Below are 24,986 nucleotides of genomic sequence, written 5' to 3'. Positions count from 1 at the left end.
TGCCGCCAGCGTTCGTCCTGAGCCAGGATCAAACTCTCCAATAAAGTATTGAAAAGAGCGATAAGCTCATTTTGAATCTGACGAGATTAAAAATCTCATTTGTGCTCCAGTCGATCCAAGCCAAGGCTTGTTTCAAACTTTTGCGTTCATTCTGCAAGCAGAATGTTTACTCACTCGTTGTTCAGTTTTCAAAGATCAAACTTGTTTCGTTACCGAGCGTTGTTCTCCTCAGCAACTTTTATATCATAACACTTCCGAACCAACTTAGCAAGCTCTTTTTTTAAGTTTCTTTCGAAGCTTATTTGTTTTGCTTGCTGCACTTTGTTTTTCGAGTTTTTTTGGCCGGAAATAGAATATATCATATACACAATACAATTGCTACTTGTAAAATATCCCATTGGAAAACTAAATGTTTACTTAATTCGATCGCTTCATAATCTCTTTTTCCAATGGCAATATCCTCTTATTATATCCTATATACCCTCACCGGTCGAATCTGTCTCAATATAGGTATAGGACTGTGTTTTCTCTTTTTTTACTATAAGTCTTTGAACCTGCCCATCACTATCGTGTCATGATACTGTCCGTCCGCGTGTCGCCGATCCTTTTTCAAAATACCTTCGATCTCGAAGCCGCTCTTTTGGTATAACTCGATTGCTTTTTCATTGGATGCCAGCACGTTCAACACCATCTTCTCTACACCAGTCTGATCTGCCCATTCTATTGACTGCGCTAACAAATTCTTGCCAATCCCATGCCCCCAGAACTCTCTGGCTACACACACGCCGAACTCCACCTTATGGCAAAAGCGCTTCAACTCTCTGCCTTCACATCGGGAGTACCCCGCAATTTCACCCGCCACTACAGCAACAAGGAACAGATTCCGTAATTTCTCCGTGTCCAAATGAATGATCCGCCTAAACCCGGATGCATTGATATACGCCTCGCCTTCTTCACGATCCATGTTCTCGGTTTCCCCGTCCATTTGTACACGAAGCGAAGACAGGGCCTCAGCATCTTTTTCCTCTGCCGATCGAATGGAGTAAGATAAACTTTTAATGTTATATTCCCGCTGATCGATAATCATAAGAACCATTCCGCCTCTTCCACTTTATTTAAAATACATCACCTGTAATGTTCTACCCCACCTCAGACGGACTCTTGCCCGTAAGCATTTTGAACACCTGGCTGAAATACGTTGCATTACGGAACCCCGTCATCTCGCTCACCTCATATACCATGTAATGTCCCGACTGCAACAGTTCCAACGCTCTCTGAATTCGGTACCCGTTCAAATAACTCACGAAATTCTCACCGGTCACCCTTTTGAACAGTTGACTCAGATACTTCGGATGTACGAATAGTCCCTTGGCTATCGCTTCAAAACTAATCTCTTCGGCGTAATGCAGCTCCACATACTGTTTCACCTGCTCAATCAGTTTATTGCTTTTCTTCTCGCCCATCTCTTTGCGTATCTGTTCCAGCCAGTTGCAGATAATACGATCCATCCAGTTTACCAGATCATGTAAAGCATATTTCGATTGAATTTCGCGCAAAAAATCACTCATCGCCAGCGGCGGCGTCAACATGGGATGAAGTCGGTTCCAACTATGAATCAACGTGTCAAACAGACTGACGGCCACTACCTGTACATCCTGTATTCCAACACAGTTCCCCTCTTTCAGCAAAAGGCAAATATGCTGCCATACCTCTTCCGCCTGATCAGGCCGTATATCCGCCCAAGCCTCATTCCATTGACGAAGCAATAATGAATAATCCGTCACACTTGGCTCTGTATCCTCAGACGCTTCATAGTGGTAGATACGACTCCCACCTTGAAACTCTGCTGTTTCCACCGCTTCCCTGCTCTCAAGATAAGAATCTATCACCTCACATGGGTGACTCTTGGCTCTGCCGATTCCAGCACTCACTTCAATTTTCAGATACGTAAAGATCTGATCAATCATCCGCTCCACAAGTGGCAGACATTCCTCCAGATGATCTGTATCTCCTAATAGAAGCAACACAAATACCTGATCCGAATAATCAACCATCTCTACCTGACCATTCATGCGCGCCGCATGCTCCTTCACCGTCTCCTGAATAATATCGGCCGCCCCATAACGGAGAAGCTGCCAATCCCGTTCTTTCATGCGTGTCAAAAATACGGGGCGATTCAGTTGCAGACTAATGGCGCGTGTCTGTGAGGACATATGAATGCCTATATAATCCATGCGTTCTTTAGGCAGCTCGTCTGCCCGATATCGCGTAGTCAGCAGCTCGTGAAGAAATTGTTTGCGCAAATACGGAAGTACCCGCCCAACCTCCTGCTTGTACGTCCGCTCCAGCCGCTCATGCCGCTCTCGCACATCTTGTTCCAGTAGTACCTCCCGCAGCACAGACTCAATCTCCTCAACCTCTGCCGGCTTCAGCAAAAAGTGATTCACCCCCCAGCGCATGGCTGCCCGGGCGTTCTCGAACTCGTCATATCCGCTAAGAATGATGATCGGCAGGTGGGGATGATCACGTCGCAACGTCTGTGTGATTTCAAGCCCGGTCATCCCCGGTAGATAGACGTCAGTCATAACGACATCCGGATGCATGCGGTGAAACAACTCCAGTGCATCCAAGCCATTAGAAGCAGTGCCTGCAATGCTGAGGCCCAGAGAAGGCCAATCGATATGTTCTGTTAATGCCTTTACAATATGAGGATCGTCATCAACAAGCATAATGGTCTTCATCACTTTTCACCGTCCAGCCATAGATTTAATTGCTCGTCGGTCTCAATACGCGGCAGCGTAATGGTCACTTCCACGCCACCTGACTCTCTATCGCCCAGTTGAACGCCATACCTCTTCCCGCAATATAACTGAATGCGCTGATGTACATTCCGTACACCGATGCCACACGTTTCTTCGAGTTTCCACCCCTCCGGCAACCCCTGCCCATTGTCCGTGATACGAATGACGATATCCTCATGCGGGCTTTCCACTTCGTGCATATGCACCTGAATTCGAAGTGTACCTTCTTCAGGGTGCCCATGCATAACGGCATTTTCGATAAAGGGCTGCAAAATGATCTTGGGAATGTAACAACCGCGAATACGCGGATCGATCTGTTCCTGATATTGAATGGAGAACGGCAGCCGCTCTGACTGGATGTTAACGTAGCAACGGGCATGCTCCAACTCATCTCGAATCCGAATAAACAATCTCCCTCCACTCAGTCCGATTCGTAACAGCTTACTGAGTTGCACAATCATGCAGCTGATATCCTTGGCTTCATAATCGAGTGCGCGCCAGTGGATCATGTCGAGGGTGTTGTATAGAAAATGGGGTTTGATCTGGGCCTCAAGCAAGCCCGTCTGGGCTTCACGCTTGGCCCGGCTCTCCTCCTTCACCTGTTCCATCAGCGTTGTGAGCTGTGAAGCCATGTGATTAAAACCATAAGCCAAGTGGGCATATTCCTCCGTAAACGAAAGGTGCACCCGGGTATCGAAGTCCCCTTTCTCCAGTTGTCTCATTCGTTTGATCAATTGTCGCAAAGGGCGGATGATCTGCCTTACAAACAGGTACGCAAGAACAGCCGAGCATAATAGTCCCAGCACGGCGATGCCGAGGATCTGCCAGCCCGCCTGTCTGAGCGGAGATAACAGTGTATATACCGGAATAGTCTGTATGAGGCGCCACTGAAGCATGGCTGGCTTGGAGTACAGCACCAATTGAGCACCACCGGGCTGGCCGGAAACCACTTCGTATCCATCTGCGCCTGGCTGAACATGCTCCTGAATCCATGCACTATCTATAATAGAAGAAGACGAGTTTGTGACCTCACCCTTTTCTTGAATTGTACTTGCTTCATTTCTTCGATCCGTTCGTTCATTCTCCCCTGCTGGATCAACTTTCCCCATCTGCATGACGACATTACCAGCCGTATCAACCAACAACACTTTTCCATCAAGCACCATGGGCACATCAGCAAACCTGCGTACGATGTCCGCTCTGCTCAGTCGGATGAGCACATAGGCAACCGTTCCGCCTCGACTATCAAAAATCCGTTGGGCGTATCCGACCAGGGATTGACCCGATTCGTTCTCACGCAGCGGAACCCAAGCCGCATCAGCCTTTTCCAGCGCAGCAAACCAAGAGTCGTGTGCGATGGTGTCCACCGGAAATATGCGATCAGCCATAGTCACTGTCACTTCATTAAAGACATCCGTATACAGTTCAATGGAAGTAATGCCGTCACTCACGACCATGGTATGATCCAGGATTCGAGAGACCTCTCTCCGCTGGTGAATCTGTGCAAGCCTGCCCGTATCGGCCGTTTCGAGCAGATTGGACAGTTCCCGATTGCTTGCCAAACCGTAGGCGGTTCCTGTTACCCCTGTGATGAAATCAAATCCCCGACGTGTGCTTTCGTTCAGAAGAGCCAGACGTGCTTTGCTAATCTCGGCAAACGTGACCGCAGAGAAAGACTGATATGCCAGCCAGACAACAACCGAGACGAGCAACAGGTTAAACGCAATAAAGCAAGTCACCATCAACGTGGAGAGCTTGCTTTGTTGCAGCTTTTGATTAATGAATGAAGACCATCTTCCTTTCCCCATGCGAAATCAACTCGTTTCGTCTTGGAATTACCCTTTAAGCCCAGAGGTCGCGATTCCTTCCACGAAGTACTTTTGACACACGATAAATACAATGAAACATGGCACCAACGACAACACCGACATGGCAAACATCGGCCCCCAATCGGATTGAGAACTGGAATCAAGGAACAGACGCAGACCCAGCGGCACAGTATATTTGCTCACATCACTCAAGTAGATCAACTGACTGAAGAAGTCGTCCCATGTCCACAAGAACGTAAAGATCATCGTGGTGACCAACGCTGGGAAAGCCAGTGGAATAATGATTTTGGTGTATATTTTCACAGGACCGCATCCATCAATGGTTGCTGCCTCATCCAGCTCTTTGGGCAACCCCCGGAAGAACTGTACCATGAGAAAAATGAAGAAGGCGTCGGTCGCGAGCCATTTGGGCACCACAAGCGGCAGATACGTATTCACCCACTCCAGGTGGTTGAAAAGAATATACTGCGGGATCAGCGTCACATGATGAGGCAGCATGATTGTCATGAGCATCAGGCCAAAGCAGATGGCCTTGAAACGAAAATCCAATCGGGCGAACGCATACGCGGCCATGGAGCAGGAGATGACATTACCCAGCACGGCGCCAAGCGACAGGATGACAGAGTTGGTCAGGAAGCGGGAGAACGGATTGCCCTGAATACCCGACCAGCCATTCATGTAATTTTGCCAATTCCATTCCTGTGGCCAAAACCAGGTTTCCGTAAAGATCATATGTCCCGGTTTGAATGAGCTGCCCAGCATCCAGAGAATCGGATAGAGCATGACAAAGGCGATGCCTGAGATCAACACATGTTTACTGACGACCCATGCTGTAGAGTTCCGTTGTCCAATCATGATTTCCCACCATCCTCATAGTGCACCCACAGCTTGCTGCTGCGGAATACGAGCAATGTAAATACGCCAATCAGGATGACCAGCACCCAGGCCATCGCGGAAGCATAGCCCATCTGAAAGAATGAGAATCCTTTTTTGTACAGATACAGTGAGTACATCAAGGTTGAGTTCACTGGTCCTCCGCTACCGTTACTGATAACAAAAGCCTGCGTGAACGATTGAAAAGACGTAATGAGCTGCATCACGAGATTGAAAAAGATGACGGGGGACAGAATCGGCAACGTTATATAGAAGAATCTCCGCAGAGGACCGGCACCATCTACCGCTGAGGCTTCATCATATTCAGGTGGAATCTGCTTCAAGCCTGCCAGGAAAATAATCATCGATGATCCAAACTGCCATACGGATAACAGCACGATGGAATACAAGGCATACTTCGGATTAGCCACCCAATCGGGCGCTTTAATGCCCACCATGGCAAGCACACTATTGAGCAGCCCGTCCCCACCCAGCATCTTACGCCACAACATGGCAATCGCCACGCTACCCCCAAGCAATGTCGGGATGTAATACACTGTCCGATAAATACCGAGACCTCGAATCCCTTTATTGAGCAACATGGCTACCAGCAGCGCGAAGATCAACTTGACCGGTACCGATACAGCGACATACGTGAAGGTGACCTTGAGCGACTGGGTAAACAGTTTGTCGGATGTAAACATTGTCGTATAGTTATCCAGACCGACCCAGGAAGGGGCGGCCAGGATACTGTAATCGGTGAACGAGATGTATAACGATACCAACATTGGACCCAAGGTGAGAAATAACAATCCGACAAGCCATGGGGCGAGGAACAGAAGCGCGGCTCCATTATGCGCATATCTCCGTTTGACCCGCCGGGTAGCTACACGCTCGATTCGGGCTTGACTGACCTGTGATGTGTTCATCTTCGCAACCTCCCCGCAGAATTAGAAGTCTGAGACCGCCCCAACCGTTATTGACTTGATCCAAGTGTAGCCTTGGCTCCTTCAATAAACTGGGCAATGACATCTGGCGTATTGCCTTGACCGAAAGCGATCTGCTCGCTTGCGCTCTTGAAACTTGTGTCCACTTCAGCAAATCCTTGCGGGTATGGTGGATCAATCTCACTGGAATGCTTCGATACGGTATCGATAAATTGGAAAATGACTTGCTCCGCTTCCGGCAGCGTTGGCTGCATCTGCTCACGAATGCTGGAGTTAACCGGCACACCACGTTCAGAACCAAGAATAGCGGTTGCTTCCGGATCATTGACCATGAAATCAATGAACATGGCAACTTCCTTCGGATGTTTCGTTTTGCCATAACCGGAGAGGAACTGGCCTGGTTTCAGGTATTCGCCAATTTGCTGCTCGTTAACACCATGCGGGAGTACTTGTATGCCAAGTTTATGATCCTGGTTTTTGTTCACCTGCTGGAATGTAAGCAATTGATTGGACCAGGCAAAATCCATGGCAGCTGTACCCAGTGAGATCGGGCGTGTCTCCAGCGCATTGGTTGTGGATGCCGTGATCTCCGCTGTGGTCACTCCACCATTCTCGCGCAGTGCACCCCACATATCGAACCATTGCTGAAGCTCCTCGCTGGTAGCGGTCATTGTGCCACCGTCGAACAAACCTTTCCCGGATTGGCGGATAAACACTTCAAACATGTTCGTTGTACCGGATATGTCTGCAGATCCATAGAACCCCTCACCCTTGGCTTCGGCAATCTTGGTCGCAATATCCCCAAAATCCTTCCATGTCCAGCTCTCTTGCGGTTCTTCAATACCTAATTCCTGAAATACGGTAGCATCATATATGACACCTGGTGCGTTTACTCCGAGTGTAATCGCATATAATTTATCGTCAATTGATCCGGCTGTGATCATGCTCTGGTCATGGTCCTCTGTCCGCAGCTCTTTGCTCTCTGCAAACGGGGTCAGGTCGAGCAAGGCGCCACGCCGGGCAAAGTCAGTCAGAAATGCGTAATCCATCTGGATGATATCCGGTGCATTCGAACCAGCTACCTGTGTAGTCAACTTGTCAAAATAACCGTCCCAACCGGAGTATTCAGGTTTAATGGTGATTCCCGGATGTTTCTCTTCAAATAATTGAATGACTTTGGTCGTCAGATCATGTCTGGTCTGTGACCCCCACCAGGTCATGCGCAGTTCAATCTTGCCTGAAGAGTCTCCTTCACTTTCACTTGCTTCACCAGAAGAAGCCGGCTTATCGGAGGCCCCTCCCGAACAGGCTGTAGCGAACAATAACAGGGACAGGCAGAACAGGGTTACCCACTTTTTGGTGATCATCATAAATGAATTTCCTCCCCTTTTCAGTTCTATGGAATCGCTTACAAAACCTATTGTATCGGTCCATTGCTGTACATGACATAAACAAAAGTAAGCTTTCCTGTCAAAAAAGTAAGGAGTTGAAGGAATCAAAAACCACCGGGAATACCATTCCCGGCGGTGATGTTCCCGTCTCAGATATGATTACGGGTATACAACCGTATTACGTGGAGCAGAAGATAAGTTGTTGTATAGGAACAATGGTATGAAAATTCAGGTATTCCTTATAGACATGGTCTGTCAGGAGTGTGAGACGGCAGGTGAAGACACCCTGTGCTCAGCCAGATGTTCCTTCATTTTGGCTACCTCAGTTCCTGCCAGCATCATAATGCCTATACCGTGATTGTCATTGGTGACGGTACGCAAGTCCTGATCATAATACTCTGCCGTAAACGCATATCGTGATCCACTGCACACGCCATGGACATTCCCTTGACGATCAATGGCTTTGCATATGAGTCCCTTCCACGCCCGCTCGGCGGCCGTGACGTAAACTTCAGGGTCTTTGAACCAGCCAAAGCGTACACCTCTCGCAAAACCATAGGCAAACATCGCCGTGCAGGAGGCTTCTTCATACGTCTGCGGATTATTTAACACCTGATGCCACAACCCACTTTCCCCTTGAAGTGCCGCATACCCTTCACACAGTTCATTGAAGAAATGAATTAGAGCCGGGCGCTCGGGATGCTCTGCTGGCAAAGCTTCCAGTACCTCCGTCAAGGAAAACAGCGTCCAGCCATTCCCCCGTCCCCATGGAATCTGCGTTGCCTGTCCGTATTTGAAATCATACACATGGGACATGATCTTGAACTCAGGCATGAAGAGATACTTCCGATACAGTGAAAATTGTCTGGCGGCTTCATCCAATGCGGCTGAGTTGCCTGTCACCCGTGCATAACGAACGAGAAACGGCGTGCTCATATAGAGGTCATCTGCCCACATGGTATTCTCGGCATACTCCCCTACACATGTGCGGTAAAATGCCCCATCCTCCTGCCGTTCCAGGCGGGAAAGCATGAAATCTGCAATCCGTTCAGCAATCGGAAGAAACGTTGGTTCATGACACTCTGAATACGCTTCCAGCATGGCCGAACCAAACGAACCACAGTTATCCAGCATTTTCAGCATGACCAGTTGTTGATTGATTGCCGGGAAGCCATACTGCTGCCGATCCCATAAAGAGTACTCATACATCTGGGTACAAGCCTGCACATGTTCAGCCGCATAACGTGTAATGTCTGGTCTCTGCAAATAACGTCCTGTCCGTAGCAGACCATATACAGTGACACCCAATGGATAATCCCAGCGACCATAATTGGTCACACTGCCAACGGTCCATTTGTTGCTTAACATGGCATTTTCATAATAAGGTCTGATCCAGGCATCCGGTCGATCTAAGCGCCAGTATGTCTGTTCTTGCCCCGTTTGGTACACTCGGTCCGTTCGAGTTAGATCCGCCAAGTCCGGTTCAACCTCCGATTCAAAAGGTCCAACATATAACCAGGAATCTCCGGAAGCACCGTGCACACGCTGAGGAAGTTCAAGTAGAAGTGATTTACCCGAAACGGTTGCGTTCAGATTAAAATGCCACGATCCTGCCGTAGCGTTGCATTCACTTCGAACAAGCAGGTCACTCCGTCCAAAAGAGACTGGTACATCCACCTCGAACGGACCCGCCTCCTTTATTTGCGCCACAGGCTTGCCGCTAATCCATATATTTAGAGAACCGGAGGATTGACCTGACAACCGAACCTGACTTCCGGTTGAATCGGTATTGTTCAGATGAGTCCAAGCATAAGCATGCTTTCCAGGAAGATGCCCGTATATTCGTTCAAGCGTTGACTTGGTTATATCTTCATCAGACCAGCCTGTCTCAGGCAGCCACTTCAAACTGCAATCTGCTTCTGTTCCAAGCAGGTCTGGTTGCTTACTCGCGACCGGGTTCGGTTGGGAGAACACCCAACCTGCCTGTCCCCGTCTCTCTTGAAACGGCGCAAATACGTTCAGGATACGCACTTTACCTTCATCTGAACCAAATTGGCAGCCAAATCCGGCAGGGGTATTTTTCATTTCCAGCCAAATGGTGTTCCAGCCCGGCTTGATGTCGATGCTGAGTTTCACCGTTGCGTCAGGACTAATCTCATCGATTACGGTAGAGCGATAGACCAACTGCTCATTGAAATAAAAGCGAACAGGTCCATAACAGCGAACCAGCACATCCAGGTTCCGGTCCTCATCCCCCCAGACCAGCGCAGCTGCGTAAGACATATGGTCTTTGGGTGCATCAGGAAAGCGTTTACCTAAATTCAGATCATAAAGCCCTTTTTCATTTTGCAAAATACCAGACTTCTGGAATACCCGATATACAAAATCAGCCTGCGCATTGGCTCCAATATATCTCTCGGCCAGCACCTTCAGCACCTGATCCTGATCTTCTCCAAATCGGTAATACATGCTCTGTGGTTCACTGAAATAGGTCGTCATTGATGGCACACATCCCTCTCGCGTTGAAATAGAATCTTATCCGAAATAAAACGTTCGCCTGGGCAGGCCAGATCCGTATCCTGCTATCACAGCTTCAGGAGATATAGCGCTTAACCTCCGTAAGAAACTCCCTTGCCCTGAACGTTAATACCTTCTCGTTTACTCAGACACCAATTAATAATCCCAGTATAACTGACATGTTCTATGGTGGCTATAGATTTTTGTTTGCGCTTACAAATAAATTCAAAGTCTCATTTTATGTCTCGCCCGTTGAACTTCTATTTGAACATTCGTTTAAAAAAACAGAAAACGTTGCCGATATAGATAGTAGGCTGAAAAATTCCACTTTTTGTAACGGGAAGGAAAGATGCACATTGAATACTCTTGAATCTCTGGTAAATGCTATGCCTTTTGTTAGCCAAATGTTCCGTGACGACATATCCATATCCATTAATGATCATGAGAAAGTTTTGTATTTTTCCGAAGCAAAAAGTCTGGAGATTGGTGTGAAGGTTGGAGATGAGCTACATGACGATTATAAAAACTTCAAAATGCTCACCAACAAGGATACACGTACCGTGGCACGCATGCCTGGTGATCTGCAAGGCAGACCTTTCGATGCCATCCTTATTCCCATTAAGGAGAACGATCAGGTTGTGGGGATACTGGGTGTGAACTACGCACTGGATAGTCATATGACACTGGAGACGCTGATCCGTGAAAATGAAACAACCATTCATGCGCTCGTCGGCGGCATTCAGCAGATTGCGGCACATTCGGAAGAACTTTCTGCAACCTCTGAAGAGATTCTGCGCAACTCCAAAAAAGCTTCAGAGAACTCCGTCAGTGTGTCTAAAGTAACAAACGTCATTCGTGAAGTATCGGAACAAACCAATCTGCTTGGACTGAACGCCATGATCGAGGCAGCTCGTGTGGGAGATCAGGGAGCCGGATTCGGTGTGGTTGCCAGTGAAGTACGCAAACTGTCCGATCATACAAAGCAAGCAGCGGCTGATATCGAAACATCCCTCGGTAGTGTACAGGACACCATGAAACATATGGAGCAGGAGATCGGTCAGATTACCACCGCAACCGTCGATCAGGCCAAACTCGTTAGCGAGTTCATGGAAAGTATCGAACAACTTAGCGAGACAAGCGCGAATCTGAAAAAATTCGTACATCAGATGCTGGCCCTCGAGTAACAGCCAGTTCCACAACAGAAATAACGAACGATATGAAATGTACATAGAACATGATATAACATGTGAAAAGCCTCCGGCTACACTTCCCTTAACAGGAAGTCAGCGGAGGCTGTGTCTCGTAATGAGTTGATATCCCATTTATAGTCGACTGGCTGTTAGATCTCTACAGCGACGCCAAAATGGTCGGACACAACCGGCCCGTTTTTACCATTTAAGACCACGGTGGAAGACTTGGCCTGAATCGGACGATTGGAGAAAATATAGTCGATCCGAAGATCGCGTTTGTTATCTGCCCAACCGGCAATGGCCTTCACCACGGTTGCTCCTTCATCCTTTTGCAATGCTGTGGTATACAGGTCATTCCAACCTTTGCTCATCATATAATCATAGCCTTCTCCACGCACTTCCGCGACATTATTGAAATCACCCATGATATATAACGGCTGATCCATGTAAGGGGCAAGCTTGCTTTCCGTCAAATCCCACTGTCCCTTGAAAGGTTCCTGCGCATCATCCCACCAGTTATAATGTCCGTTCACAAACCAGGTTGCTTCACCTTGGACGACCGTCTGGATTCCCACAATCTTGCGTGTACGGTAATTGTTATAATCCCGCATGTGGGATACATATTCCCCAAAAGCCTGTGTAATCGGCGTCCGGCTAAGGATCGCCAGTCCTTCATCGTATTTTTGAAACCCGACATGCGCGGGAATCCACGTCCAGTAATATTGCTCTGTCAGCTGCTGAAGCAGGACGTAGGCATAGTTGTCTTTTTTAATCACAGCATCGGATTCAGTAGCGTAATACCTCTTCAGTTCTTCTTCAGAAAGCGCCGCTTCCTGCATGGACTGGTTAACCTCCTGCATGGAGATGACATCAAATTGATGTGTATTAATAAAATCAGCCAGCTGACTGATCTTGTTCAGTTGATCTTCTTCCGCCCAAGCGTGTGTGTTTAACGTCAGTATTTTCATGTGCTCTCTCCTGTTGTTTGTAATATGACCGTTACCCCGGCCTGCATCGTTCCTGAAAGGAATACATACGATAAGCATACACAATATGGGGCAATCATGCATGCCACTCGCTAACAGCACCCTCTTTTTCAACCTTGATTGATGTTTGTTCAAAAAGAATTTCATATTCTTATAACCCATGCACGGATCGGCTCATAACTGATATGATGGATACAATGAATTTACAACATCACGTCATAGACGTGGTGATTACTGAACCTATGTTTACCCCAGGAGATGGAATGATGAACATACCGAATAACATGAGGATGGATGATGCGCAGTGGCAACAGTTGATCAGGCAGGTTGCGGAGCATTTTAATAACCTGACAATCATGCGCGGATTCCAATATTATAAACAGAAACGTGTCGGACCATTAACCTATTCCGAACAACAAGGGATCTCGGCCGTTGTACAAGGATCGGAAGAATATGAGGTCACCCTGAGCTTGCAATCCCTGTCTACAAGTCATTGTACCTGCCCGGTGAATTCCGTATGCAAACATATGACAGCTGTCTTGATGAGTTATGCCGAGCAACTGGAGCGACCTGTACATGCGATTGTGAATGCACACTCCAGTACTGCGCTCAAACAAACGACCAAACCCGTTGGGGCCATGTCCGCAGGACGATCCAGCTACGCGGATGCCGATGAACCACAGGATATGGACATACCCGACAATCAATACAGCCGGATCAAGGAGCGTGCAACAGAGCTTGCCGATCTCGAAATCTCGGAATGGCATGAGCTATTCCACTCCTGTCTGAGACGGCTGGGTACCGGCACAGCAAGTACATCCTACGTGCAGGAAGCAACGGACGAGTTATATGCGATTAAGCCAAGGCTGACCGCGGCGATGGACCAACTTTTTGAATTACATGTGCAGCTGCACCTCATGCGATTCTGCGTACCGCCAGCTCGTAACTCAATTACGCATACCCCCGTGTACTTGAGCTACCCTGCTCAGCTCGCGGTGGATGCACTTCTGAAAGACATTGAACGGATCTTTAATCATCCGCTAGACTTGTCCGGTCTAAAGGGAAACCAGCTTGCACAACATTGGAACAGGCTGACCGAAACCTCTGCTTATTTACGTAAACAGATGATGCCTGAGACAGCCAGCATGATGTTCTTCACTCCGATCTATCGACAACTGTGGTTGAACTGGATCGTGCCTGAACTTCAAGGGTCTCTGGATATGCTGAACTCGGAACAGGCCATATTAAATGATATAGAGCACGGTATCATCGCAGCTTCTGCACCATCTCAATCAGGTGAGAGTGTCTTGGGTGGTGGCACTCCAAGTAATGGAGGTAGTAACGATAGACCAGGTAGAGCCGGAACACTGCCCTTACCTCTAGTGCTCGCACAGAGTTGGATGCACTTCCATCTGGAGCAGGATGATCAGGCGTGGCAACGACTCGTCCATGGAAGTTCAGCTTATGGCATCCCGCCAGAACATCTGTTGCATTTTCTCCATGTACTCGCCGATTCGGCTGAATGGAAGCGGCTTGGGGATTGGTTGGTACAACTTGGCCCCCTTCTGTCGAATCGGCGCAACACACCTTTGAATGATTACATGCATCTATGGGATACGGCCATTCAACATCTGCCCGATGCAGAGAACCGAATGTGGGACACCTTGGTCAGCATGCTTCCCCACTCCCGCCCAGCCTATGAGGATGCCATGCATTCTCGTGGTCAATGGCGCAGGTGGATTGATTTTCAGCTAAGTACAGGGACGGAGCCTCTCGAATTCCGTGTAGCGGTACTGCAACCGATTGAAAAAGATGCACCTGAACTGCTGCTCCCCTTCTATCATCAGGCAGTGGAGCGTTATATCGGACACAAGAACAGGGATGGATACAAGGCAGCGGTGAAACTGCTGAAACGTCTGTCCAAAATCTATAAAAAGTTGAAGCAAGAAGCGCACTGGGAGCAGTTCATCACCACACTCGCCGTTCGTAACAGTCGGCTGCGTGCCCTGCAGGAAGAGCTTCGGAAAGGTAAACTGATCTCATGAGCTTAATTCATCCATACACTGAAACGATTGAGGTTCATGTCGCTTTAACCGGATATGGTGATGCATTGTTTTACGGAGCACTCAACACACACCACTTTGTATCGGGACAGTCGCTTAAGCAGCGATTGTTCGCCTGGCATGTGCCTTCCTTCTACGGTACCGAACTGGAAGTTCGCCAGATCGAAGAGATTGAGCTGGTGGTTCTGCCTGCGGAAGAAGTGATTCCCTTCTTTGCCGAGATGCATACGCTGCTTCATATTGAATGGAAGTGGGACGAGCAAGCGGAGCATCTGATTCGACTGGCTCCAGCACTCGCAGCATCTATCGAGAAACGCAAATACGTACCCAGCTTTGAGGCCTACCGCGCAGGACAACTTCAATGGACCTGGGACCCGGACAGTTTGAAAAAGCAGGATCGGGCATCGCTTACCAAAGCGATTCAACAGACGGACGAGAGTTATGCCGAGGGACTTGGGGCGGCCTACTCCGCCTTTGTATTCCAGCGCTGGTACAGTTCGGAGGAAGCTGCGACCGATCTGCGGCGTGAATTCCCGCAGTTATTCCCAGAGCGCGGCACTCTGCCCAAGACAGCCGGAATGGATGCTCAGTCCTGGCTCGTATCCATTGGTTGGAAAGCGGATGCCGCACCATTCAGACCCATGCTGCAATTGCAAGAGCCAGACGAGGATGAGCCCTCTTGGCGGCTGCGACTGGTGTTGCAGAACAAGCTGGATGCCGCCATCCTGGTGCCAGTCATGCTGGATTCACGTGGCAGACTGGAAGGGGAATGGCCTGAGGTATGGACACCTTTCATTCTGGATCGCTCCGCCGGATGGCTGGATCAGCTGCGCGCACATTTGCCGCGTCTTGGAAGCTCCATTAGCGGCAGACGTGATGTGCTGAGTGACCCTTTGGGTGATCAGGAAGCCTGGCAGTTCCTGACGCAGGATAGCGGCAGGTTGCTGGCAGCGGGTTGGCAAGTCCTGCTCCCAGGTTGGTGGGAAGCAGCCCGCAAGAAAAAGCCGAAACTGCGTGCAAAGGTGAAGCCAGAGGAAGGCAGTGAGCGAGGACAATCCTTCTTCGGACTGGACTCGATTATTCATTTTGACTGGCGAATTGCGATTGGTGACACGGATCTCAGCGAAGATGAATTCGCCGACCTTGTTGCCCGTAATGAACGGTTGGTTCGCTTCCGCGGAGAATGGGTTCCTCTCGACCCCGACCTGCTGGAACAGATACGTCGTGCCATGGGCGGTGTAGATCGGGAACAGGGGCTCTCCTTCCAGGATATTCTGCACCTGCATCTGCTGCATAATGAGCAACGGGAATATCGTAACCAGAAATGGAAGGAAGGACAACAAGCCGAGGAGGAAGAACAGCCGCAGGCTAATGAGAACATTCGGCTGGAAGTTGAACTTAACGAACATCTGAACCGGGTCATAGCACAACTGGGAGGCGGACAAGGCGGTGCACCTTCCCTGCCCATTCCTACAGGGCTTCATGCCGAGCTGCGATCGTATCAGAAGGAAGGTTTTGCATGGCTTGGTTTCCTGCGCAGATTCGGCCTTGGGGCATGTCTTGCCGATGATATGGGTCTCGGGAAAACCATTCAGTTCATTACGTATCTATTACACATCAAAGAACATGAACCACGCAAGCCGGGCCAGGCTCCGGCACTTCTGATCTGTCCAACTTCCGTATTGGGCAACTGGCAAAAGGAGATTAGCCGCTTCGCGCCCTCCATTCATGTCAGCCTGCATTACGGAGCACGCCGGTTAAGCGGGGAAGAATTCCGGGAGCAGACGGAACAAGTGGACATTATCATCACGTCCTTTGCTACCGCTACACTGGATCAGGAAATGCTGCAGAATTATACGTGGTCATGCATCTGTCTCGATGAAGCACAGAATATCAAGAATGCTCAGACCAAGCAGTCCCTGGCTGTTCGCAGTTTCCCGGCGAAACACCGCATTGCCATGACAGGCACACCCATCGAGAATCGGTTGTCTGAGCTGTGGTCGATCTATGATTTTACCAATCCAGGATATCTGGGCAGTGCACGGGCATTCCAGACTCGTTTTATTAGTGCCATAGAGAAAGATAAGGATCAGCAGCGGATGCAAGATCTGCAACAGCTCGTGAAACCGTTCATGCTGCGCCGTAAGAAAAAAGATCCGAATATCCAGCTTGATCTGCCGGACAAAAACGAGATGAAGACTTATATTCACCTTACGGGTGAACAAAGTGCATTGTATGACCAGTCTGTGCAGGCCCTGATGGATAAAATGAAAGAGCTGGAAGGTATCAAACGCAAAGGTGCGATTCTGTCAGCCCTAACTCAGCTTAAGCAATTGTGTGACCATCCGCTGCTGTTGACCAAAGAAGCTTTGCCGGAGGAACTGCCCGAAGACGGCGCATTAACATCTTCTTATGACGTGTACAGCCCGCAGGATATGGCGATGCTGATCAGCCGCTCCGCAAAGCTGGAACGACTGATGGAGCTTGTTCGTGAATTGCGGGACGAGGGCGAGCGATGCCTGATTTTCACCCAATACATTGGTATGGGACAAATGCTGCAACAGGTGCTGCGTCAAGAGTTGCAGGAACCTGTGTTGTATCTGCACGGGGGCACATCCAAAACGGCGCGGGATCGCATGATTGAGGAATTTCAATCCCGCACACTGCCTGAAGACAAGCAACCGTCCGTCTTCATTCTGTCCATCAAGGCAGGCGGCGTGGGATTGAATCTGACCGCAGCCAACCATGTCTTCCATTTTGACCGCTGGTGGAACCCGGCTGTTGAGAATCAGGCCACCGACCGGGCTTACCGGATGGGTCAGACCAAGGATGTTCAGGTTCATAAGTTCATCTCTCTTGGTACACTGGAGGAGCGCATCGACGAGATGTTGGAGAGCAAACAGCAGCTTAGCGATAACATCATCACAAGCTCCGAGAACTGGATTACGGAATTGTCAACAGACGAGCTGAAGGATCTGTTCACGCGGCGTCGTGACTGGTCGGGCTAACTTGGTAGAAGATTTACAGTACAAGCCAAAATCAGATTTCAGAGAATTCAAATGAATAAGCAATACAAAAAAGAGCGAAGTTTCGGAATTAGAATTCCGTCTTCGCTCTCTTTGTATTATTTCAGTTAATCATCCGTTCTTAACGCATGTTACCGATGATCGATGATCTTGAATCCTGCATTTTTTTGATAAAATTTGTCATGACATCAAACGCTTCATTACGCTTGTTGGACAGGGATTGCAGACGAAGCATGTCCATCTGTTGGGAATTGCTTGCAGCATCAATTTGGCCTTTCAGCTTTTGAACAGCTGCTTCATCCCCATTTTGCTGGGCGATCTGCAATTGAGCGTTCAAATCCGCGATCTGTTGATTACGGTTCTGTACCTCCTGAATTTGCATTTGCAGTTGAGCATCCAGTAATTTGGTACGTTCTTGTTGGACCATCATCAAAGCTGTTTCGATATCCATACTGCTAAAGTTGATAGGTGTTACGCTAGAGATGTTGGAGACGGAAACTGTGCTCGCTGAAGCTGAAGAGACGATAGATACTGCAGCGACAGCAGCAACTACGGATGAAGCGAAAAATTTACCTGAACGTTTCATGACTGTTCCTCCGAGTCCATATGTAATATGTACCAGTTTTTTGTTGGTATCTCCCGTCATTCTAAATCAAAAGTACTAGTTGTTCAATCAAATTAACTTCAAATTTGAATCAATTTTCGAGATCCCTTACACACGCCTACCTCCGCTAACAATATGAGTAAAATAAACAGGGCATTATAAGTAAAAGTGCATTCTTACGGGCATATTTACTACGACTGGATTGTTCTTTAATCCGAAGCTTGAAAGTCACATTAGAGATCGACGATACGTTCATGATTTTACTTTAAAAAATAGTTATGTTATATTTGATAATATATTTTGCACAATTTAATTTTGTGATATTTAATATAGATGAATGTTATATACTTTACGGGAGGTTTTTTATATGAAAAAGATACTGGTTGTTCTAACAAATGTAGATCAATACGCAACAAAGGACGAGCCTACTGGCTTGTGGCTGAGCGAAGCAACTCACTTTATTGAAGAGTTTGACCATAATGACAATGTTCAGATCGATCTGGTTAGCCCTAAAGGGGGTAACGTACCTCTTGACCCGAAAAGTCTCGGCGATTCTCTGGATGAGAGCACTAAAGCCTATTTCGAAAATGAAACGTTCATGAACCAATTGAAAAATACGCTGAAACCTAGCGAAGTGAATGCAAGTGACTACGATGCGATCTACTTCACAGGTGGTCACGGTACGATGTGGGATTTCCCGGACAATGCTGAACTTCAAGAGCTTTCTCGTGATATCTATGAAAAAGGTGGCGTTGTATCCGGCGTGTGCCACGGGGTTACAGCCTTGCTGAACGTGAAGCTGTCCAACGGTCTGCTTTTGATCAACGACAAAACCGTTTCCGGCTTCACGAATGAAGAGGAAGCATTGGCTCAACAAACCGAGTATGTTCCATTCCTGTTGGAAGATGCTCTGAGAGAACGTGCTGCACAATACGATAAAGCGGCTGCCTTCAGCTCTTATGTCACAACAGATGGCCGCGTGGTCACAGGACAGAATCCGCAATCCAGCAAAGCTGTAGCTGAAAGTGTTAAACAACTACTGGGTCTGTAAAATAAACCACTCTATTCCCCTCTCCTCCCCCGGAGATCATATAGATGAACATATTAGAACAGCATGTGATCCGTCATGACCTGACAGAACACATGCTGTTTTTTTATTGATTCGTTCGTACCGAAGCTTCCGTTGCTGTTGTTCCAGCCAAACGCTTCACGATATAAGGAACCAATACCGAAGTCAGGATCACGGAAAATGCAATCTGAGCGATGGCAGTATCCACATAAGGTGCATACGCCGGATTGAATTCGGCAACCATTGAGGGCACCACCATGGACAATCCAGCAACCGAACATGTCGCAGCCGCTGCATAACCGGGCCGCCTTAATATCGCACGGTCGATTCCAATGAGCGGCAGCATGCAGATCAACAAAAATAATACCGTCACCAGCAAGCCAGACAGACTGGACTGAAATGCGATACGCAGATCAATATTGGACCCAAAACTTGTACCCAGGAAAGGCAGTAGAATCAGTGTTCCCGGAGCAAACATCTTCTGTATATTGCTATCCAGATTGCCAAGCAATATGCCGATGAAGAAAGGCACCAGGGTAGCGAGTACATTGAAGTAATCAATACCTACGCCGCTTGCCGAATTCAATATCATAACCGGAATAACCGGTACGGCGATCAGATTCAGAATGCCAAACGCAGCACGATCGACATCATCTCCGTACGTATTCATCAAGGCCAGATATAATCCAGGATTACAACTGGTCAGTACAGCAATGAAAGCTACCGCCGAAACTCCCCCGACTCCGCTAATGCCAAAAAAGTGTACAAATGCCCAGCCAAACAGGCAGCTGATGAGGATGCGTGAAATACAGAGCACGCCTGCTCTCTTCAAGGTCACCAGAAGCTGTGACAAGTTCAGCTGTGTCCCTGACACCAGCAAAATCATGCCGATCAGCACCATGGTGCCTTTCGATGTGAATAGTGCTGTCGTTGGATCTCCGATCTGAAAAAGCGATGGAAACACGGTGTTGATGACAGCGGCGAGCAACATGGGAACAATGAGCAAGCCGCCGGGAATTTTTTTGATACGACCCAGAATATTCATGACCTGCTACAGTTCTGCTCCGTTGGTACGGATCACATTCTGATACCAGAAGAACGAATCCTTCCGATATCTTTTGAGCGTACCATTACCATAGTCATCCTGATCCACGTAGATAAATCCGTACCGTTTGCTCATCTCGGAAGTCCCTGAACTGATCATGTCGATCGGCCCCCACATCGTGTATCCCAACACCTCGACCCCATCGGCAATGGCGAGTCCCATCTGTTCAATATGTTTGCTCAGGAAATCAATCCGGTAGGGATCGTTGATCGTTCCGTCCTCATTCAGCTTGTCGTAGAAGCCTGAGCTGTTCTCCAGGATGAAGACCGGTTTTTGATACCGATCATAGACGAGATTCAGCGTATATCGCAGGCCAATGGGATCAATCTGCCAACCCCACTCGTTTGCAGGCAAATGCGGGTTTTTATAGACGCTGTGTACGTTCCCGGCTGTTAATTCAAGTTGTTCGGTATCACTACTGGAAATCATCGAGTTGTAATACGACATCCCCACGAAGTCAGCCGTATGTGCACGAATGCTATCCAGATCGCCGTCCTCGATGTTTAACTGGATCTCCTTGTTTTTGAAATACGTTTTACTATAATAAGGGTACTCGCCTTTATTAAGCACATCCAGGTAGAATTGATTTTTCATCTGATCATCCTGTTGCATCTGGAGTGCGTCCTCTGGCTTGCAAGTGTAAGGATACGTTGTAAAATAAGCCACCATGCTTCCGATCTGGTTATTCGGATCAATCTCATGGGCCATCTTGGTTGCTCTGGACGCAGCTACAAATTGATGATGCAACCCCTGGAACAGCATTTCCTCATAATTCGGAGCATCATAATCAATGATTCCCAACGTCTTGGCTGATGCTTTCACGCTCATATTAATCTCGTTGAACGTCACCCAATACTTCACTTTGCCCTTGTAGCGATTGAACAGCACATCACAATAGATTACATACAGATCGACCAGCTTGCGGTCATACCATCCCCCGAACTTGTCCATAAGCACAATTGGGGTATCAAAATGACTGATCGTAATCAGCGGCTCCATGCCATGCTTCAAACATTCATCAATAACCTGATCATAGAATTGCAGTGCCTTTTCATTCGGAGCAGCATCATCCCCACCCGGAAATACTCTGGCCCATGAAATGGAATAACGGAAAACTTTGAAGCCCATCTCGGCAAATAAAGCGATATCCTCACGGAAAGTATGGTAGAAATCGATTCCCCGGCGCTTTGGATATTTCACGGTATCCGGGTCATTCCTGGCCTCTTCAATCATCTCCCAATTAACCCTGATCTGCTTGGTCACCTTGCGGTCGTTCTTCTCGTTAAATTTCATCACTTCGGGAATGGTCAGACTCTTGCCATCCACATTATAAGCTCCTTCTGCCTGACAGGCAGACAGCGCACCGCCCCATAAAAAATCTTTTGGAAAATGGGTATTTGTCATTTTAGTTTCCTCCTGTTATTACGTGTTAGTTCTTACGGAATCAGCTTGATCAAAGGTTCACTCTCCCGAATCGGGCCGTTGGTTGCTGTGGTCAGTACGTCACCGTACTGTTGCATGTTGGTAACGACAATGGATGTAATGGTGTTATATCCTGCTGACGTAATGCCTTCTGGATCAAACTCCACCAATAAATCGCCAGCCTTGATTGCCTGTCCCTGTTCGATATGGGCGGTAAAATATTTGCCTTTCAGACTAACGGTATCCACACCGATATGAATCAGAATCTCAACACCATTCGCTGCTTTCAATCCGATAGCATGTTTGGTGCGATAAAGGGCCTCGACTACTCCGTCAAATGGAGCATATACCTTGCCATCTGTTGGAACAATCGCAATACCTTTACCCATTAATTCTTGAGCAAACGCCTGATCTTCCACTTCAGAGATCGGTTTGATCTCCCCTGTCATTGGACTCACGATGAGCATGTCAGAAGATGTGGTTGTCAGTGATGCTGCTGACTCTGAAGGCACCTCTGTGGCAGCGGATGCTGGATTTCCATTAACTTTATCAGTTGCTTGCTGCTTTGATTTACTTCCATCGGAATCTTCCTTGATTCCTGCCAACAGCGTGAAGACAAAACCGAGTATAACTGCGGCAATACAGCCAATAACGACATACATGTAACGATCAGATGAATACGTACCAATTGCCAATAAACCTGGAAGTGAAATTGCATTCGCTGTTGTGTGCACCAAGCTGTAGAATCCACCAACTAATCCGCCCGCAATACAACCTGCAAAAAAGGGACGTTTATATTTGAGTGTTACACCATAGATCGCCGGCTCGGTGATTCCGAACAACGCAGTGAATCCACTCGAAGCAGCAGCTGATTTCATCGTTTTACTCTTCGTCAGTACAAACACACCGAAAGCTGCTCCAGCCTGGGCCAAATTCGCCGCTAAGGCCGTTGGTAACAACACCGTTGCGCCAAGCGTAGCCACTTGTTGAACCTGAATCGGCATGATGGCATAGTGCATGCCGAACATAACCATGATTGGTTTGAAAAATCCAAGAATCGCACCAGCAAGAACACCTGCAGTGGAGAACAATGAGTTAATCCCATTGGTCAACCAGTCACCGATATATGATCCTACTGGACCAAGCACAATGAGTTCCACTGGAATCATAATAAACAAAACAATCATTGGGGTAAGCAGAACCTGCAGAAACTTGGGAATCACTCGATTGACGATCGGATACACATAACTCATAATCCATACCGCCAAGATGATTGGAATGACCGAAGAGGAATATTTCATTAACAGAATTGGCAAGCCGAGAAAATCAATGCTGTTTACACCCGTCTCGGCAATCTGAGCGGCAGCGTTCAAAATGGTTGGATGCATTAATCCCGCAGCAAGAGCTACCGCCAAATAGGGATTGGTTTTGAAACGATTGGCTGCACTCACAGCCAGGAAGAACGGCATGAAATAGAAAATACAGTCCCCGATCATGTTAATGATCGTCAGGAATCCAGAGCCTTCCAAGTAACCCATGGCAGTTATAACGGTGGCCAAACATTTGATCATCCCGCAACCAACGAGTGCTGGCAGAACAGGCGTGAAGATACCTGCGATGGTTTCAAGCACGACATTGACGGGGTTACGTCTCTTTTTCGGTCCCCTGTCTGTAGACTCCGTAAGCTCGCCAATCTGGTCAGAAGTCAGATTCTTCACTTCACTGTATACCGCGTCGACTTTGGCACCGATAACAATCTGAACCTGTCCCCCGGAATTCTGTGCCTTAAGCACACCTTCAAGCTGATTGAGTGCATTCAGATCGGCCTTGAGATCATCCTTCAATACGAATCTCAAACGGGTAGCACAGTGTGTAAGTCCGGATATATTTTGCTCGCCGCCAACGAGATCAAGTACGTTTTTAGCCAAGTCCTTGTTGTTCATGACCCTTCTCCTCTACATGAATAAATTGGATATATAAAAAATGACCAAGCCGGGGAATCGTCATTCCCTACGCTTGGTCATGCCTGATCGAATCAGTAACAGTCCAATATGGATTATTCGGTTAGTTCCTTCACCAAGATCATTCCGTTGGTTCATTCGAAATCAATCGTTGGATATGCAGAATCAGATATAACTTTTCATCATCAGAACAGGTCCAACCATAGTTGTTTTTCAGAAAGTCCGCAATCTTCTCCACACAAGCGAGTTCCTTCGGAAACTTCTCCTTCACCATCAGGAAAAGTGATTCATTCTCGTCTTTGAGCGATTTACCGCTCATCTGCCTCAGAATGAAGTACCGGATATGTGTGGCAAAGCGCATGAAATGGATGGAATCCTCCTGAAAGTCAATTTTGAGCGCATATTTGATAACCGACAGGATTTCGCCCGTCACGGTCGTTACCTTTGTCGTATCACTCATCTCTCCAGAACCAACCTGTGCATTGACAAAGTGCAGAGCAATCAGTGTTGTTTCGGCTGTCGGCAGAGCGATATCCGTTTTTTCCTGAATCAGCTTCAGCGCAGCCTCTCCCACCCGGGTCTCGTCCGGATAGAGTGTCCGCACTTCCCATTCCAGTGGGTTTTTGATACGGATGCCTTCTCTGGTTCGGGTTAATGCAAAACTGATATGGTCAGACAGGGTGAGAAGCAGATTCGGGTTAAATGTTTTATTCAGGATCTGACTGCCCAGCTTGATCACTTCCTCCGCGAGATAAATATCCTCAATCGGAATACTGTTCAGCAGGTCATACATCCGAATGTTCTTTGGAGCTACGAATATTTTCTCCACCAAGTCTGTCTCCGTCAGCTCATAGGGCGTTTTCAGAAATCCTACACCCTTGCCTACGACAAAAACCTCTTCGTTATGTTCATTAATAGCGATGGCCACGTTATTGTTTACTTTCTTGATAACCTTCAATGTTCTCACCCCCCAACAAAATAAAAAAAGACCGAAAGCGATTACAGTAAAGTAATCGAATTCGGTCATGCCTGGTTTCCCCAGTAACAGTCCGTGTTATGAATATAAGTTTATTATAGTGCTGTTTTTGAAAAAGTCAATCATCCAATCTTAGGGAAAATTCAGCCTCTCTTATCATTGAAGGGAACGTAGAGACACGATACGTCATATATAACAACGCTCTTTTTTTAAAATTATAAAAAGA

Annotated in this window: 17 protein-coding genes; 4 read left to right on the top strand and 13 right to left on the bottom strand. The window is 47.7% G+C overall.

All coding sequences use genetic code 11. The features are described from left to right. Window positions 1-538: 538 nt before the first annotated feature. From ACE3K2_RS23110 to ACE3K2_RS23080, 7 genes are all read right to left on the bottom strand, one after another. Window positions 539-1,087 (bottom strand): GNAT family N-acetyltransferase, encoded by a 549-nt coding sequence (locus ACE3K2_RS23110; protein WP_421895552.1) that lies wholly within the window; start codon window positions 1,085-1,087, stop codon window positions 539-541. Window positions 1,088-1,139: 52 nt separating this feature from the next. Next, complete coding sequence (locus tag ACE3K2_RS23105; protein WP_421895549.1) at window positions 1,140-2,741, bottom strand: response regulator; 1,602 nt, start codon at window positions 2,739-2,741, stop codon at window positions 1,140-1,142. After that, complete coding sequence (locus ACE3K2_RS23100) at window positions 2,741-4,609, bottom strand: cache domain-containing sensor histidine kinase (protein ID WP_421895546.1); 1,869 nt, start codon at window positions 4,607-4,609, stop codon at window positions 2,741-2,743. Before ACE3K2_RS23100 ends, ACE3K2_RS23105 begins: the two co-directional genes overlap by 1 nt. Window positions 4,610-4,636: 27 nt before the next feature. After that, a complete protein-coding gene (locus ACE3K2_RS23095; RefSeq protein WP_421895543.1) occupies window positions 4,637-5,485 on the bottom strand; it encodes a carbohydrate ABC transporter permease in 849 nt (282 codons plus the stop codon). Then, complete coding sequence (locus ACE3K2_RS23090) at window positions 5,482-6,432, bottom strand: sugar ABC transporter permease (RefSeq protein WP_315939021.1); 951 nt, start codon at window positions 6,430-6,432, stop codon at window positions 5,482-5,484. Before ACE3K2_RS23090 ends, ACE3K2_RS23095 begins: the two co-directional genes overlap by 4 nt. 47 nt (window positions 6,433-6,479) lie before the next feature. Then, window positions 6,480-7,820, bottom strand: a complete 1,341-nt coding sequence (locus tag ACE3K2_RS23085; protein ID WP_421895539.1) for an ABC transporter substrate-binding protein — start codon at window positions 7,818-7,820, stop codon at window positions 6,480-6,482. 276 nt (window positions 7,821-8,096) lie between these two features. Beyond that, window positions 8,097-10,340 (bottom strand): glycoside hydrolase family 88/105 protein, encoded by a 2,244-nt coding sequence (locus tag ACE3K2_RS23080; protein WP_421895536.1) that lies wholly within the window; start codon window positions 10,338-10,340, stop codon window positions 8,097-8,099. A gap of 374 nt (window positions 10,341-10,714) precedes the next feature. Here ACE3K2_RS23080 and ACE3K2_RS23075 point away from each other — a divergent pair, with 374 nt between their 5' ends. After that, the gene (locus tag ACE3K2_RS23075) at window positions 10,715-11,542 is read left to right on the top strand and encodes a methyl-accepting chemotaxis protein (RefSeq protein WP_339304739.1); all 828 of its coding nucleotides are present in this window, start codon (window positions 10,715-10,717) and stop codon (window positions 11,540-11,542) included. Between the two features lie 155 nt (window positions 11,543-11,697). Here ACE3K2_RS23075 and ACE3K2_RS23070 read toward each other — a convergent pair whose 3' ends face one another. After that, window positions 11,698-12,516, bottom strand: coding sequence for an endonuclease/exonuclease/phosphatase family protein (locus tag ACE3K2_RS23070; RefSeq protein ID WP_421895532.1), 819 nt, complete (start codon window positions 12,514-12,516; stop codon window positions 11,698-11,700). Between the two features lie 281 nt (window positions 12,517-12,797). On the opposite strand from ACE3K2_RS23070, the gene ACE3K2_RS23065 reads away from it, so the two are divergent. Both ACE3K2_RS23065 and ACE3K2_RS23060 read left to right on the top strand, forming a co-directional pair. After that, window positions 12,798-14,579, top strand: a complete 1,782-nt coding sequence (locus ACE3K2_RS23065; RefSeq protein ID WP_421895529.1) for an SWIM zinc finger family protein — start codon at window positions 12,798-12,800, stop codon at window positions 14,577-14,579. Then, window positions 14,576-17,605: a DEAD/DEAH box helicase gene (locus ACE3K2_RS23060; RefSeq protein ID WP_421895526.1), complete on the top strand. Its 3,030-nt coding sequence runs from the start codon at window positions 14,576-14,578 to the stop codon at window positions 17,603-17,605. The genes ACE3K2_RS23065 and ACE3K2_RS23060 overlap by 4 nt, the downstream gene beginning before the upstream one ends. A gap of 139 nt (window positions 17,606-17,744) precedes the next feature. On the opposite strand, the gene ACE3K2_RS23055 is transcribed toward ACE3K2_RS23060, so the two are convergent. After that, window positions 17,745-18,209 carry a hypothetical protein gene (locus ACE3K2_RS23055; RefSeq protein ID WP_421895523.1) on the bottom strand — a complete coding sequence of 155 codons (465 nt, stop codon included), beginning with the start codon at window positions 18,207-18,209 and terminating at the stop codon, window positions 17,745-17,747. 385 nt (window positions 18,210-18,594) lie between these two features. Here ACE3K2_RS23055 and ACE3K2_RS23050 point away from each other — a divergent pair, with 385 nt between their 5' ends. Further along, window positions 18,595-19,278 (top strand): type 1 glutamine amidotransferase domain-containing protein, encoded by a 684-nt coding sequence (locus tag ACE3K2_RS23050; protein ID WP_340911122.1) that lies wholly within the window; start codon window positions 18,595-18,597, stop codon window positions 19,276-19,278. Between the two features lie 103 nt (window positions 19,279-19,381). Here ACE3K2_RS23050 and ACE3K2_RS23045 read toward each other — a convergent pair whose 3' ends face one another. From ACE3K2_RS23045 to ACE3K2_RS23030, 4 genes are all read right to left on the bottom strand, one after another. Then, window positions 19,382-20,341 carry a 2-keto-3-deoxygluconate permease gene (locus ACE3K2_RS23045; RefSeq protein ID WP_421895520.1) on the bottom strand — a complete coding sequence of 320 codons (960 nt, stop codon included), beginning with the start codon at window positions 20,339-20,341 and terminating at the stop codon, window positions 19,382-19,384. Between the two features lie 6 nt (window positions 20,342-20,347). Continuing rightward, complete coding sequence (locus ACE3K2_RS23040) at window positions 20,348-21,805, bottom strand: glycoside hydrolase family 1 protein (RefSeq protein WP_421895517.1); 1,458 nt, start codon at window positions 21,803-21,805, stop codon at window positions 20,348-20,350. Between the two features lie 32 nt (window positions 21,806-21,837). After that, the gene (locus tag ACE3K2_RS23035) at window positions 21,838-23,766 is read right to left on the bottom strand and encodes a beta-glucoside-specific PTS transporter subunit IIABC (RefSeq protein ID WP_421895515.1); all 1,929 of its coding nucleotides are present in this window, start codon (window positions 23,764-23,766) and stop codon (window positions 21,838-21,840) included. 139 nt (window positions 23,767-23,905) lie between these two features. Continuing rightward, window positions 23,906-24,751 carry a PRD domain-containing protein gene (locus tag ACE3K2_RS23030; RefSeq protein WP_421895512.1) on the bottom strand — a complete coding sequence of 282 codons (846 nt, stop codon included), beginning with the start codon at window positions 24,749-24,751 and terminating at the stop codon, window positions 23,906-23,908. Window positions 24,752-24,986 lie beyond the last annotated feature (235 nt).

This window comes from Paenibacillus sp. (assembly GCF_048976745.1).
GTDB lineage: Bacteria > Bacillota > Bacilli > Paenibacillales > Paenibacillaceae > Paenibacillus.
This window is presented reverse-complemented; position numbering and strand designations above follow the sequence as displayed.

Coding starts and splice junctions, on each gene's coding strand:
- ACE3K2_RS23110 (WP_421895552.1), bottom strand. CDS start 1,087: ATGATTATCGATCAGCGGGAATATAACATTAAAAGTTTATCTTACTCC.
- ACE3K2_RS23085 (WP_421895539.1), bottom strand. CDS start 7,820: ATGATGATCACCAAAAAGTGGGTAACCCTGTTCTGCCTGTCCCTGTTA.
- ACE3K2_RS23080 (WP_421895536.1), bottom strand. CDS start 10,340: ATGACGACCTATTTCAGTGAACCACAGAGCATGTATTACCGATTTGGA.
- ACE3K2_RS23035 (WP_421895515.1), bottom strand. CDS start 23,766: ATGAACAACAAGGACTTGGCTAAAAACGTACTTGATCTCGTTGGCGGC.
- ACE3K2_RS23045 (WP_421895520.1), bottom strand. CDS start 20,341: ATGAATATTCTGGGTCGTATCAAAAAAATTCCCGGCGGCTTGCTCATT.
- ACE3K2_RS23105 (WP_421895549.1), bottom strand. CDS start 2,741: ATGAAGACCATTATGCTTGTTGATGACGATCCTCATATTGTAAAGGCA.
- ACE3K2_RS23040 (WP_421895517.1), bottom strand. CDS start 21,805: ATGACAAATACCCATTTTCCAAAAGATTTTTTATGGGGCGGTGCGCTG.
- ACE3K2_RS23060 (WP_421895526.1), top strand. CDS start 14,576: ATGAGCTTAATTCATCCATACACTGAAACGATTGAGGTTCATGTCGCT.
- ACE3K2_RS23065 (WP_421895529.1), top strand. CDS start 12,798: ATGATGAACATACCGAATAACATGAGGATGGATGATGCGCAGTGGCAA.
- ACE3K2_RS23090 (WP_315939021.1), bottom strand. CDS start 6,432: ATGAACACATCACAGGTCAGTCAAGCCCGAATCGAGCGTGTAGCTACC.
- ACE3K2_RS23095 (WP_421895543.1), bottom strand. CDS start 5,485: ATGATTGGACAACGGAACTCTACAGCATGGGTCGTCAGTAAACATGTG.
- ACE3K2_RS23070 (WP_421895532.1), bottom strand. CDS start 12,516: ATGAAAATACTGACGTTAAACACACACGCTTGGGCGGAAGAAGATCAA.
- ACE3K2_RS23055 (WP_421895523.1), bottom strand. CDS start 18,209: ATGAAACGTTCAGGTAAATTTTTCGCTTCATCCGTAGTTGCTGCTGTC.
- ACE3K2_RS23100 (WP_421895546.1), bottom strand. CDS start 4,609: ATGGGGAAAGGAAGATGGTCTTCATTCATTAATCAAAAGCTGCAACAA.
- ACE3K2_RS23050 (WP_340911122.1), top strand. CDS start 18,595: ATGAAAAAGATACTGGTTGTTCTAACAAATGTAGATCAATACGCAACA.